Source organism: Oryzomonas rubra, assembly GCF_008369015.1.
Lineage (GTDB): Bacteria > Desulfobacterota > Desulfuromonadia > Geobacterales > Pseudopelobacteraceae > Oryzomonas > Oryzomonas japonica.
Genome location: NZ_SRSD01000011.1, coordinates 102,099 through 114,764, shown reverse-complemented (window position 1 = coordinate 114,764; position 12,666 = coordinate 102,099). Strand labels below are relative to the sequence as shown.

Here is a 12,666-nt window from a genome sequence, read left to right as displayed (position 1 = left end):
TCCATGCTGGCCGCATGACGACCGACTGCCAAGAGAGCAAACAGTACTCCAGAAAGAGAAATAACCCTCGACGGATGCCACTTTGTCGCTTTTATGCCAGGTTGACCACGGCTCATCGTCTATAACCTGTCCCGTCTCGGACTATTTTTCCCTTCCTGCTGATGACACCGGCAGAACATACCCGACCGCACGAACCGCCCTGATCCGATCATTACCTTGTTGGTCGGGCCCAAGTTTTTTTCGTAAATTACTGATATGAACATCAATGCTTCTGTCGAAGGGGTTCAGATTGCGACCCAGGACAATAGTTGACAGCTCGTCGCGGGAAACAACTTCATCCGCTCTCTTCACGAGGACCTCAAGGAGACCAAACTCTCCGGGTGTTAGTTCCAGGGGAACACCATTGCATGACGCGGTTCTCCTTCTTTGATCAATGACTATGTCCGCCGCAGCGAGTCGCTCTGAGAGTGTTTTAGTCCCAGGGTGAGGCAGTGGGTGAACTCGCCGCAAGATGGCACGGATTCTTGCTATGAGTTCCCTTGGGTTGAAGGGCTTGGGCAGGTAATCATCAGCTCCCATCTCCAAACCGACAATTTTGTCGATATCGTCGCCTCGTGCCGTCAGCATCAGGACCGGGGTCGCAGATTGCTCCCTGATAAGGCGAAGCACATCAAATCCATTGATCTCCGGCAACATGACATCAAGCAAGATGACGTCATAACTCCCGGCAAGAGCCATCTCCACGCCTTTATTCCCTTGATGTGCAGCATCCAGCTCGAAGCCTTCCGGTACGAGGCGTTCAGCCATCAACTCGCAAAAATCCACATCATCGTCGATTATCAGGATTCGGACCATACTCACCTCATGTGCGCTTTCTCACATACTACAATATTTAACGTCCCATGAATGTAATGATTTGTAAGGGCGTCCTTACAAATCATTACCGTATCCTTTCAAAGCCTTACACCTATGTTTCCCCTGATAGTGATAGCGTTAATCAAAGGAAACTTGTCAGAGAATAGAAACGCATCACTAAAAAAGGAGGATGATGGATGGTCAAAGTTAGCGTGCTGTATCCTAATGACGAAGGACCGCAGTTTAATATGGATTATTACTGTAACAGACACGTACCAATGTTCCAGGAGAAACTTGGCGCTGCCTGCAAGATGGTCAGCATCGACCAAGGACTAGGCGGGAATCTGCCAAACACGAAGGCGTCCTTTGTTGCTATGGGGCACTTTTGTTTTGATTCAGAAGAGTCATTTCAGAATGCGTTTGCGCCCCATGCCGAATTCATCATGGCCGATATTGCAAATTTTACCAACATTCAGCCAACGGCTCAAATCAGTGAGGTCAAACTCTTCTTATTGCGATAGTACAATCGACGCCAAGGTTTATCAAAATGGAGGTTTCTATGTCACGTAAGTACGTTGTTCTAGTTCTGTGTTTCCTCTGTGCCACTACTATTATCTATGTCCAGTCGTCATACTCTGCATCCAAGACTCCTGCAACAGGGCCTACAACGGGTGGAAGCTGTGTGGAATGCCACACCTCGCTCTCCGCTCTCAATGCCTCCAAGGCGTCCCCGGCAATCGATGCCTCAGCTCTGGTGGTCAGCGCCAAGTTCCTCAAATCCGCCCACACCGCCAAGGGCTGCCCGTCCTGCCACGGCGGCAACCCGTTGAGCAGAGCCAAAGCCGGTGCGCACAAGAAACTCGTGGCGGACCCGCTTGCCGCCGATGGCGGCCGTGCTGTGTGCGGTAAGTGCCACACGGATATCGTTATGCGTCATAAGAGCTCGCTGCACTATACCACGCAAGGCATCAAAAACGCTTTCTTCGGCCGACTGAGCAAGGACGACTCCACCTGCAAGATGGCCAAGGCAGCCTGGCGCTCAAAGGCCTGCGTCGACTGCCACGCCTCATGCGGCACGTGCCACGTTACCAAGCCGAGGTCCCCGTGGGTTATCAGCGGTCCGAAGGGGCTGCTGTCCGGTCACGAGTTCCAGCGGTTTGAGAAAAAAACCGATGCCGAAAAGACCTGTTATGTCTGCCACGCCGGCTCCATCACAGACCCCGAGGCGGGCTTCCAGAAGTACGACGTACACAACAAGGCCGGCATGACCTGCATGTCGTGCCACACCGAGAAGGAAGTGCACGGCGATGGGGTCACGCGCCAGACAATGATCAACAGCGGCGCTGTGACCACTGAATGCAAACAATGCCACGAGAAGATCACCGGCCGTTGGCACTCGCAATCACACCTGGACCGTGCAACATGCCAATCCTGCCACTCAATGCCGTACCGCAGCTGCACCGAATGCCACGGCTGGCAACGCATCGTTGACAAGGCCTCGCCGCCGTTCCGGATCACGTACTCGATCAAGCTCGGAGTCGAGCACGGTAAGCTTACCACACTCGTGAAGGCCCCAGTTGATCCGAAGATGCTCGCGGACGAAGGGCTCCCGGAGATACCGGCCAACAAACTCACCACACAGTCCTCTTGGTATGCCGGGGTGCCGCACAACGTCATCCGGCCCAAACCCAACCAAGAATTGTGCGATCGTTGCCATGGCCCGGGGACCGCATTGCTCAAGGAAAATGACCTACAGTTTCCTGACCACGAGAAGAAACATATCATGACCCCGCGCCCGCCTGTGGACGCAACCAACATACACTAGTGTTCCTGATTCGGAACCGCCCCCATTCCAGATCCGCGGCGGCCTTCCCGTCGCCGCGGGTGTCAGGACACTTATGAGACTCTAACGAGAAGGCCTTTTATCGCGAGTCCGGTTGCTACCGGTTTGCCAATAGAAACATCGATACCTACCAAGAGAGGACAATACCGTGAACAGAATTAAAATCAGTGGGGTTTTGAGAAAAATTTTCTTATGTTTCATTGCTTCTGCAATCTCTATCGGTTCTTTGTGTTCCGCTGTGCTGGCAACTGAAGGAGGGGGCTGCGCATATCCCAATGGTGCTGAAGGCTCCCTGGCAGCAGCTCTTCCACCTCCCGGACTTTACTACATCAACTATCTGGTTCATTACGCATCAGATCGTTTGGATAATAAGAACGGAGACAAAGTCCCAATTGATTTCCATGCAAGAGTCTCCGCAAATGCCTCACGAATTCTGTATATGTCGGACAAGGAGATTCTTGGCGGGCAACTTGGAGCTTACGGGATAGTTACTTTGATGAATGCCAGTGCTAATACAAGCATGGGCTCCAAAACGAAGAGCGGTCTTGGTGACCTCACTGTCGGGCCAGTACTTGCGTGGCATTTCAATAAAAATCTGCATGCAGCTACAGCACTTGATATTACGGCACCGGTGGGTGAGTATAATAAAAATGACATAATAAATTTGGGAAGAAACTACTGGACCTTCGAGCCGATTGTTGGTGTGACCTATCTGGGTGACAACGGCATAGAGCTGACGACTAAATTCATGTACGACTTTAACACTAAAAATAACGCCACCGATTATACCTCAGGTCAGGAATTTCATATTGATTATGCAACCGGTTATCAGGTTGGCTCGTGGAAGTTCGGTGCAGAGGGCTATTTCTATAAGCAGGTGACCAATGACCACGGTGCCGGCGCTGCAGCCAATGATGGCAACAAAGGCCAGGTTTTTGCTGCCGGCCCGGCAGTCAAATATGACTTCAAAACAGGTGGTTTTCTGGAGTTGAAGTACGCAAAAGAAATGTTTGTTGAGAACAGGCCTGAAGGCGATAAATTTTTGTGCAAACTTGTCATACCGTTCTAACGGATGTATGCCTGCTTCGACATGGTTAAAATAATCGGGCTCTGTCGAAGCAGGCGTTGACACAACTGGAAACAGTATGGACAACCAGCCAAATCAATTAAAGTTGCCAGAAATGAAACATGCGTAATTTTACAATAATAACAATTACATCACTCGTGATGTCGCTGAATGGATGCAGGTTATTTGATTTGGGTGTGAATAATAGATTATCGGATGATTCTTCATCCCTGTCGGAGCATGCCCCGATATCAGTTAACGCACCAATAAACCTGATGCCTGATGTGGTCAATACCGACATGAACGTGACGGGACAGAAGCTTGCGTCATCGGGATTCGCGGTCATGGTCAAGCGCCCCAGGATTGTCGTAACCGGGCTCGGCACTAACAGGGTCGAATATCCCGAAAAAGTCGAGCCCTTTAAGGCGGCAACATGGAACCACATGATTGCCGGACAGGAACCAGCCGCAGGTATACCGATACACCCAGGCTCGGTGATTACGCTGACTTCAGGTATTCACCATGGTGCAGGTCCTTTTCGTCCCTGGATGGATGCCCACGGCTTTTCCGTCAAAATCAGGGGCGAGTCCCGTTGCCTCGAATGCCACACACGGCAATACTGCATTGATTGCCATAAAGAGGTGTTTGCCGGGAAGTGAGGCATCTATAAACAGTACCAGGGAACGTGCGACTATCGTTCTCCTTCATGTGATGCTGCGGGTGAGGTGAGTGGATTAATCTACGCAGCAGCCTTCAGATTGATCTCCTCCAGTAGCAGAATAACCTTCGTCGCCCCGTCATCCCCGAAGACCCCGTCCAGCCCCTCGTCGTGCAGGTCGGTAAAGGGCGGTTCGTACAGCAGGCCCGGCTCCATGGTGCCATTCTGGGTCAGGTAGCTGATAATCTGGTCTATGAACCTGATCTGGGTGGCCGAATAGGCCGTATCGTGCAGGAACTCGCCAAAGGCCTCGCTGGCCGCTTCCCGATCCAGCCCGACCAGACTGCGGATAAACGTCCCCAGGCTCTGCTGATGGCCGAACACCTTCTCGAAGCGTTCCCTGCCCCCCACCTCTTCCGAGGCGAACAACAGCCGCTCCAGTTCTTCCAGGTCCTGTCTAGTGATCTGCCGGTTCATGCGCAGTTTGTTGATGGTGATATGGTCGCTGTGGTCGCGGATGAAGCGCTCCACCTTCAGGCGATACTGGCGCATCTCCTCGGCGCTGGCATAGCCCGGCACGTAGATCTCCGAATGCTCGCCGATTGCGTCCTCGAAGTCGGTGTAGACGATCACCGCCTCGCCCTTGTCCAGAAATTTGAGCAAATCCCGCAGGCGAAGGCGCACCTCCTCCAAGAGAGGCAGGGTGATGCCGGACCAGTACCATTGGGTACTGCGCAATCCGTTCAAAACCATCACCAAGCATCTGCCGTCCAAACAGCGGACCCGAAACAACAAAGTGTTCCGCTTTGCTGAATGGAAAAAATTCCTGGCGAACGCCCCGGAATTCTATCGACCGCATCTGGAATTTTTGATCATGACCGGTCTGTCGGCAAGCGAATTGGCGGGTATCAGGAGAGAGGACGTATCGGAGCGGGCCATCACCCTGCAACGGTCCATTGTTCTGGGGCAGGAAAAGGAGCGGCTGAAGAACGATTATCGGTTCCGGCGCATTCCCATGACCGGGGCGATTAAAAGGGTAATTGACCGGATTCGAGAGCAATGCTCCGGTTCCCCCCATCCCTTGCCCATGGAAGACGGTACCCCGTTCGACGGCAACTCCTTCCGCAAGGTGGTTTGGAACAAAGCCTTAAAGGCATCGCAGATAGCCGAAAAGACCCCGTATTCGACGAGACACACCTTCTGCGCCTGGGCGCTGACCATCGGCATGAACCCGATGAAGCAGGTAAGCCTCATGGGCCACAGCAGCAAGCAGATGGTATATCAAAACTACGGGCAATACGTAGAGGACCTGGAAGATGACGTGGAGGATATTCTGCGTTATTTCGGTAGGGATTTCCTGATAAAGCCCGAAAAAAAACTGTCCCCGTTACTGGCCTATGGGGACAGTTACGGGGACAGTCGGAGTCAGATTCAGATAAATTATTGAATCGTATAATAAAAATTGGAGCGGGAAACGGGATTCGAAAATATCAGCTATATCAACTTAACTTGTATTAATATAATCATTTCAGATAATTAAATCAACCTTCCATCAGTAGCCAGTCCAATTTAGTCCAATCAATTTCAACCTATTCTGATCTACTCAGGGGCATACCGGGGACAGCAAGCGGCTCAACAGAACAAAACCTGCTTATCCGTAGATTGAGCATTCAAATCTCTCCAAGTACGCCAGTAAAGCTGAAAATAAGTACTGAAAAATATGTTTTGGTATCGCGCGGATATAACCGTTTATTGGTTTATTTGAAGTTATACTTTATTATTAAAGCTAATATATTAAATGGTTATATCTTCTTTGTTGGCTGATTTTCGTTTGCAAGCGTTCAGCAAAATCCATTAAATACCAAGCGATTGGTCAAATCGCTAAACCGAAGATTTTGAACCAGTCAACAAAAATTTGAGCCCGCGCGGGATCACCAATAAAGGCTGTTCTGGAAATTGGATGGCCAATGTCTGATTATTGCCTGTGACGCCAGACTGGCGCCGTCAGATCTTTCAGCCGCCACTATAACATCCTGCCACCGATGAAGACGCAGCCGCGGCAAATGTTGACAACTCCTTTTTAACCTCGCCAGATCCACATGAAGGACATACTACCGACGGGCTTGGGGCGGACACTTGCAGTTTTTCGAAGCGATGTCCACACGCAGTGCAGGAATATTCGAATATAGGCATGGGGGTTCCTTTCAACTTGTTATCTCGTATGGTCTTATTGGCTTTTCAGTATCAACAGCTTTGCAATCAATCGGATATAAATGAAAATCATCACTGCCAGTAAAAACAAAAGGGCAGAGTTAACATTAACCACCACCATGTCTGGCGTCACTCCAGGAAAAGAGCGGGCCATAGGTAGATCATGCGGCTGCAACACCGGGTTCAACCTGCGGTATCTGCCTTTGCATGACAGTAGTAGCTGTTTGCGTTTTCTGGCAAATTTTGCATTAGTTGTGCCATCAATTATGTGATGAGGAGTACCCTCATCGCCAACAGCCTCCATGGCATCAAGCCAGCTGCACTCGGAGTGTGCAATTATCGCGAGCACTAATAATGATCTGAGCAACAACTCCCGGGTCCGGCACATTGCTGCACTTTACTGCCACCGCAACAAGAGTCTGCTCCTGAAGTGTTCTGCAACTCCAAGTAACTCAATTTCAGACGTTCAACAATTTCTCCGAATCTGTCGGCGGTCTCAGTTTTGGGATATGAACTCAGGTAGGGGCGTTCTTCATCCCCACTTCTGGCAATTTCCATATCTATTGGAATAGCGCCGAGATACGAAACATCAAATTTTTGGGACAGCTTATACGGCAACATGTGCAAGTGATACCTAAATATAGGAGAACAAATGTTGTCTTGCCCGCAGCAGCGCATCAGCCATGGCCAGTTTAATCTCTAGGGGTACACATCCCCGAAGCTTGCTACGGGGATGTGTATTCTATTTTTCCAGTTCGTAGGGCCATGTGAGAATGCCGCCATCCATGAATCGGATATTGGAGAAGCCGGCTGCATTGAGGATTTTCTGCGCTTCGTATCCCCGTAGGCTGATTTTGCAAAAGGTGACGATTTCCTTGTCTTTGGGGAGGCTGTCCAACGTATCGCGCAACACGCCAAGTGGAACCAACTTTGCCCCAGCAATCCGCATCACCTCATGTTCAGCCGGAGAACGCACATCGAGCAGGAGAAAGTCCTCCCCTGCTTCCATTTTCTTTTTAACCTCGCGTGGAGATACCCCCTTGGCATGGCCGGAGAGTTTATTTTTCAGTATATCGGCGGCGACGATAAGGTTGTCCATGGCTGCAGCAAATGGTGGCGCATAGCCAAGGTCAAGATGGGAAACCTGCTCGGCAGTAGCACGGAAGGTGATGGCGGTGGCAGCGACATCTATCCGTTTGTCGACAGCGCCGGAGCCCACCGCCTGAAGACCGAGCAGCCGGCCATTTTCCCTGTCGGCCACCAGCTTCAACACTATCGGCTTCGCAGTTGGATAGAAATGAGCCCGATCCGGGGCGGGAGAAAGCACGATTTCTACATCGTAGCCTGCGGCACGGGCAGCGAACTCGCTCAATCCGGTCTTCCCTGCATTGAAATCGAATACCTTGACAATTGCCGTTCCCACTATTCCGTTAAAAACGGCGTCACCCCCCACCGCGTTGATTCCGGCCACTCGTCCCTGTTTGTTGGCCGTACTTCCCATTGGGGCATAAACCCCTTTACCGGTCACCAGATGGGTTGTTTCGCAACAGTCGCCGCAAGCATAAATGTCCGGCACGGAGGTACGCAGGTGATCGTCCACGGCGATAGCTCCGGTCGCACCTATCTCCAGGCCGGCATTGCGGGCAAGGCTCACGTTGGGCTTCACCCCGGCAGCAAGCACCACCAGATCGGCCAAAATCTCTCCCTGATCGGTGATAACCTTTTCCACATGCCCGTTTCCTTCAAAACAAGAGACACGGCAGGACGTCATCACCTGGACACCGTGCGACTGTATATGGCGTTCAAGAAGTGTTGCCATCTCGTCATCCAGAACACCCGGCAGAACTTGACCGAGCATCTCGACCACCGTCACTTGCATCCCGCACAGTGCCAGAGCCTCGACGGTTTCAAGGCCAATTAGACCCGCGCCGATGACGCATGCCCGTTTGCCGGAGACCGCCTGTTCTTTTAAGAAGGTGGCATCCTCGATGCTCTTGACAGTCACGATGCCTGCCAGTTCGCTGCCTTGCAGTGGCGGGATGAGTGGAGAGCTTCCGGTTGCCAAAATCAGGCGGTCATAGTCGATGAAGGAAGTCGTGCCGCTCACAGCCGTCCAGAGCTCAACCTTTTTATTCCGCCAATCGACTACGACCGCCTCGGTTTCAGTGATGACATCGACCCCCTTGACCTTTCTGAAAAAGACCTGATCACGCAATACACCGACTGGAGTGCTCATCAGCTCCTTAACTTCAACTACGGTGTCTGAAACGTAGTAGGGAATACCGCAAGCGCCATATGAGATAAAATTTCCCCGGTCAATCAGAGTTATCTCTGCCTCAGGGTTAACCCGTTTCGCTTTTGAAGCTGCCTTGGCCCCAGCCGCATTGGCGCCGATCACAACTATTCGCATTTTCATGCATTACCTCTCATATCTAAAATATGCAGTCTGGCAGAACGAACTTCAAATAACACGACGACACGTCTTACTTTTCTTGTGGGTGATCGACGTGTCTCCAGTTGGCCATGTGCCCTGAAAGCAGCGCTACGTTCCGGTAACCGAAGGCTTCTAGCACGCTTCTGGCAAGCTGGGCACGAGGGCCATGCTCGCAGGTCACCACCAATTCGGCATTCTTGCCGGCAGGGATGCGCGCCAGCTTCAACAGAATTTTCCAGGTTGGGGCATGGATTGCACCCGGTATATGCCCCGTCCGGAATTCGAAGCGGCTCCGAACGTCAATTATGGATGGCGGTTGTTTTGTTTTGATTCGTTTCAACAATTCCTGGGGTTGCATTTCATCTCCTTGTATCTGGGACGATCAGTTAACCAGTTGGTCTGATGTCTCTGATTATCCGGTAAGCAAGCAATACGAATGGCCAAGCGTGCCAAACCAAATCAAATATATCGATCGGTCTTTTCAGCGTGCCGGCCAGTAGCATCCTGATCTTTTCCACGATATGTGGCTGAGGGAAAAAAGGCGCAAAGCCAAGGAACAGAACAAGCGGGATGAGAAATCGGTATTCCAAAAGGCTTTTCATTGCCTTCCTCATTTGTCGCGCTGTTGCAACATGTGCAACAGCGGACGGGCATTAAGGTTGATTCTATTTTGCTATCCGTTACGCCATGCGGGCAGTGACCACGAACTCCGGAGGGTCCATGATTACCTTTTTCACCGTGCAGAGCCTAGCTGTCTTGACTATGGCGTTCCGGTATTTCTCGGGGAAACCGGGAGGGAGGTGAATCTCGATGGCTACCTTGGTGAGCCTCTTTTTCCCGCCTGTGTCGGTGGCAAACTCCAATCGCTGGGTAAGTCCCAGTCCCTCAGTGGCAATCTGCCGCTGCCGGCAAAATCTGAGAACATAAATACCGGCACAGGTTCCAAGCGAGGCAAGAAAATAGTCGAAGGGGCTTGGCGCCGCCCCCTCGCCCCCAGCTTCCACCGGCTGATCAGTGGGAATAATGACGCCATCCATTTCCGCATTGACCTTTTCCCCTCCGGGAAAGGTAATTTTCATCTCCATGGCATACCCTTTATCGGCATAATTAGTTATTGAGTGTTGTGAATCATTGGAGGCTCCGGTTTTTATCGCCTCCAGCCAGACCAGACGGGGATTCCGCCCTCATCGCGGAGTTTGAGTAACGCATCGCCTTTTTTCACTTCGGCAGCAATGATCGCCGGTTTTCCGGAAAACGTCACACGTGAACCTTTGACTTCTATAGTATTCCCTTTTTCGATGCGGGCGTCCTGCCGTTCGATATACCATGCCGGACCCAAGTGGACTGAAACCGTCTCCCTGTCTGTCTTGAGTTGGATATGAATACCGGCTCCCATTCTCTTCATAGGGGTTATCCGGTCCACAGAGATCACTTCACCACTCACGGTCTCGACGGTTGCGGGATTGTACATTCTCTGATAGGGACTTCCCAGGCCCCAGCCGCCGCTACCACCTCTCCCAGGTGCCGCAAAGGCTGTCACTGCCACTGTAAACATCAAGACAGCGGTAATGACAAAAATGCTACATTTCCCTTTCATGGTAACCTCCTCGAGAATGTTTTGACTACGGCTAGATGCACTGCGCCATTTTTCCTATCTTGCTGCAACGTTTCGACAGCCTTATTCGGCGCGACCAAGAATTATTCCAGGTCATTCTTTTCAGACAACTGTTTGTTGCGTAAGCACTGCACGACCTTTTTCACTTCTTCAATATCGTAGGGATCAAGATCCGCCGGAATATTCTCACCGCCGAATTCTTTATAGATTTTGAACCAGTTGCAAGATTCGTAGTCACCAAGGCACTGTTTCTGTTTTATATACTCGGATGTCTCGGGAAAGGCGCTCATGTTGTCCTTAATGAACTGGCAACACGCTAGTATTTCACAAGCCATTTGTCCACCTCGCCATCGTCGACATGTTGATTTTTCTTATGAGTTTAGCGGCCTTCTCCAGATTACCCGGTCCGCCCGGCATGTCTAATCAGCCAATGGGCTGTTTTGCCTGCCTGAGTAGATCTATACTGTTGCACCGCCGCATGCAGTGCGGAAGCGGCCATGTTCGAACAGTGCATTTTCTCTTCCGGCAGGCCATCAAGTGCTGTGGCTATTTTTTTGTCATTGAGATCTGGTTATCCCTTTTCTGCGTTTTCCCCTGAAATGTCGAGCTCTTCATTTTCCTGCATGGTACCGGAGATCGCCAATGCCTTCTGCCCGATAAGGGCCCGGGCAACTTTAAAGCGTGCATTGGCCAGAAGCCGTTGGACCGTGCCGCGTGATATCCCCATGCAGGCTCCCGCTTCTATCTGGTTTTTTCCTTCTCCGTCGCACAGGTGCAGCGCTTCCAGTTCGTCATGGTCAAGTTTGATTATTTCCAGATCTTTCAATGGTGTTCCAGCCGGCTTAAATACGGCGGAATAACCTGCGCGGTGTGGGCAGTTACAAATTCTCGGTTTGCGGGGTCGCGCCATAATTAGTGTGAACACCCTTCACTGCCGCCATGCCCGCCGCAGGTATGGTCCGGCATAAATTCCGGCAATGTGTTGTTGCGCAGCATCTCAAGATTTTTGCCAATATTCCCATCCTGCGCCTGAAACACTCGCATGCCGGCGCGGTTAAGCTTGTTCAACGCCCCACCACCAATGCCGCCAACCACGATTGCATCTACCTGCTGGCCGCCCAGTCCTGCTACCGGGTTGCAGGCACCATGCTCATGGATCTGGTCGCTATTCTTGATCGTCGCCACCTCGCTGGTGACTAGATCCACTACGACAAAATTTGGTGCGGATCCAAAGTGGCCATACACCTGACTTTCTAAACCGTGATTCTCTTGGACAGGAAAACAGACTTTCATTGTGAACCTCCATGGAGTATTGTGTGCATATGCACAGAATAAACCCCACCAAATCAGGTGTCAAGTTTTTTGTGCATAAACACATAACTTGATTATTCCACCTAATTAGCCAAGATATTTGAATCATCGACATTTTTTAAATATAAATTCAATTTAAAATATATCTAAATTATCTAATATAGTAAAAATAATATTATGTCAACCATGCGTGTGGAGTGCCTGGTTCATGCTAATGGGTGGCCTAGAGGCGACGTGCGCAATCGTGTTTGCATCCAGCATGAAAAATGGTAACCTGGATCAAAATCCCTACCGACACTTTGCGGCCATCAAAGGGGCAGAAGAGGTAGGCTTGGAGCAGATATGAAGTTCATCACGTGGACCCACTGAGCTTTTGCCATGACTTATGCTGATTTGCAGGAGGCGCTCCGGGTCCTTTGCTTGGGAGAGCGGGCTACCCTCAAGGAGATCAAGACCCGCCATCGGGAGCTGGTGAAGCGGCACCACCCCGATATGAACACCATTGATGATTCTGAGGCGATCCGGCAGGTAAACGCCGCCTATCGGCTGCTGATGGACTACGTTTCCGAGTATCGCTTCTCATTTGCCGAGGTTGAGTTCTACGAGCAGAACCCGGAAGAACGGATCTGGCGGCAATTTATGGAAGATTCGTTGTGAGGGAAGGATAAGCATG

17 protein-coding genes and 1 pseudogene are annotated in these 12,666 nt (G+C 51.1%); 6 read left to right on the top strand and 12 right to left on the bottom strand.

The window, feature by feature from the left end; translation table 11 throughout:
• Positions 1-141: 141 nt before the first annotated feature.
• Entirely contained in the window at positions 142-855 is a 714-nt protein-coding gene (locus ET418_RS16670; protein ID WP_149309540.1) for a response regulator transcription factor, read from the bottom strand.
• A gap of 197 nt (positions 856-1,052) precedes the next feature.
• Between ET418_RS16670 and ET418_RS16665 the strand changes: the two genes are divergently transcribed.
• The 4 genes from ET418_RS16665 to ET418_RS16650 all read left to right on the top strand — a co-directional run bounded on the left by ET418_RS16665 (position 1,053) and on the right by ET418_RS16650 (position 4,423).
• A complete protein-coding gene (locus tag ET418_RS16665) occupies positions 1,053-1,376 on the top strand; it encodes an EthD family reductase (protein ID WP_149309538.1) in 324 nt (107 codons plus the stop codon).
• Between the two features lie 161 nt (positions 1,377-1,537).
• The gene (locus tag ET418_RS16660) at positions 1,538-2,680 is read left to right on the top strand and encodes a hypothetical protein (protein ID WP_149309536.1); all 1,143 of its coding nucleotides are present in this window, start codon (positions 1,538-1,540) and stop codon (positions 2,678-2,680) included.
• A gap of 166 nt (positions 2,681-2,846) precedes the next feature.
• Positions 2,847-3,767, top strand: a complete 921-nt coding sequence (locus ET418_RS16655) for a SphA family protein (RefSeq protein ID WP_149309534.1) — start codon at positions 2,847-2,849, stop codon at positions 3,765-3,767.
• Positions 3,768-3,886: 119 nt separating this feature from the next.
• Positions 3,887-4,423 (top strand): PASTA domain-containing protein, encoded by a 537-nt coding sequence (locus tag ET418_RS16650; protein WP_149309532.1) that lies wholly within the window; start codon positions 3,887-3,889, stop codon positions 4,421-4,423.
• An 80-nt stretch (positions 4,424-4,503) separates the two neighbouring features.
• Here the strand turns inward: ET418_RS16650 and ET418_RS16645 are convergent, their stop codons facing one another.
• Complete coding sequence (locus ET418_RS16645) at positions 4,504-5,169, bottom strand: type I restriction-modification enzyme R subunit C-terminal domain-containing protein (RefSeq protein ID WP_188055647.1); 666 nt, start codon at positions 5,167-5,169, stop codon at positions 4,504-4,506.
• Here ET418_RS16645 and ET418_RS16640 point away from each other — a divergent pair.
• Positions 5,129-5,869 (top strand): tyrosine-type recombinase/integrase, encoded by a 741-nt coding sequence (locus ET418_RS16640; RefSeq protein ID WP_149309529.1) that lies wholly within the window; start codon positions 5,129-5,131, stop codon positions 5,867-5,869. The genes ET418_RS16645 and ET418_RS16640 overlap by 41 nt on opposite strands.
• Positions 5,870-6,435: 566 nt before the next feature.
• Here the strand turns inward: ET418_RS16640 and ET418_RS18680 are convergent.
• The 10 genes and pseudogenes from ET418_RS18680 to ET418_RS16590 all read right to left on the bottom strand — a co-directional run bounded on the left by ET418_RS18680 (position 6,436) and on the right by ET418_RS16590 (position 11,975).
• The gene (locus ET418_RS18680) at positions 6,436-6,615 is read right to left on the bottom strand and encodes an FmdB family zinc ribbon protein (RefSeq protein ID WP_149309527.1); all 180 of its coding nucleotides are present in this window, start codon (positions 6,613-6,615) and stop codon (positions 6,436-6,438) included.
• Between the two features lie 760 nt (positions 6,616-7,375).
• The gene (locus ET418_RS16630) at positions 7,376-9,049 is read right to left on the bottom strand and encodes an FAD-dependent oxidoreductase (RefSeq protein WP_149309526.1); all 1,674 of its coding nucleotides are present in this window, start codon (positions 9,047-9,049) and stop codon (positions 7,376-7,378) included.
• Between the two features lie 67 nt (positions 9,050-9,116).
• Positions 9,117-9,425 (bottom strand): rhodanese-like domain-containing protein, encoded by a 309-nt coding sequence (locus ET418_RS16625; protein ID WP_149309524.1) that lies wholly within the window; start codon positions 9,423-9,425, stop codon positions 9,117-9,119.
• Between the two features lie 28 nt (positions 9,426-9,453).
• Positions 9,454-9,669 carry a hypothetical protein gene (locus ET418_RS16620; RefSeq protein ID WP_149309522.1) on the bottom strand — a complete coding sequence of 72 codons (216 nt, stop codon included), beginning with the start codon at positions 9,667-9,669 and terminating at the stop codon, positions 9,454-9,456.
• Positions 9,670-9,747: 78 nt separating this feature from the next.
• Positions 9,748-10,152, bottom strand: a complete 405-nt coding sequence (locus ET418_RS16615) for an OsmC family protein (protein WP_149309520.1) — start codon at positions 10,150-10,152, stop codon at positions 9,748-9,750.
• 62 nt (positions 10,153-10,214) lie between these two features.
• Positions 10,215-10,664, bottom strand: a complete 450-nt coding sequence (locus ET418_RS16610) for a MamS/MamX family magnetosome protein (RefSeq protein ID WP_149309518.1) — start codon at positions 10,662-10,664, stop codon at positions 10,215-10,217.
• A 101-nt stretch (positions 10,665-10,765) separates the two neighbouring features.
• Positions 10,766-11,017 (bottom strand): hypothetical protein, encoded by a 252-nt coding sequence (locus ET418_RS16605; protein WP_149309516.1) that lies wholly within the window; start codon positions 11,015-11,017, stop codon positions 10,766-10,768.
• A gap of 62 nt (positions 11,018-11,079) precedes the next feature.
• A pseudogene (locus ET418_RS16600) lies at positions 11,080-11,235 on the bottom strand (iron-sulfur cluster assembly scaffold protein); the annotation flags it as partial.
• 18 nt (positions 11,236-11,253) lie between these two features.
• On the bottom strand, positions 11,254-11,592 hold the full coding sequence (locus tag ET418_RS16595) for a DUF134 domain-containing protein (protein WP_149309514.1): 339 nt from the start codon (positions 11,590-11,592) through the stop codon (positions 11,254-11,256).
• Between the two features lie 2 nt (positions 11,593-11,594).
• Positions 11,595-11,975: a NifB/NifX family molybdenum-iron cluster-binding protein gene (locus tag ET418_RS16590; RefSeq protein ID WP_149309512.1), complete on the bottom strand. Its 381-nt coding sequence runs from the start codon at positions 11,973-11,975 to the stop codon at positions 11,595-11,597.
• A gap of 396 nt (positions 11,976-12,371) precedes the next feature.
• Here ET418_RS16590 and ET418_RS16585 point away from each other — a divergent pair, with 396 nt between their 5' ends.
• A complete protein-coding gene (locus tag ET418_RS16585; RefSeq protein WP_149309510.1) occupies positions 12,372-12,650 on the top strand; it encodes a J domain-containing protein in 279 nt (92 codons plus the stop codon).
• Positions 12,651-12,666 lie beyond the last annotated feature (16 nt).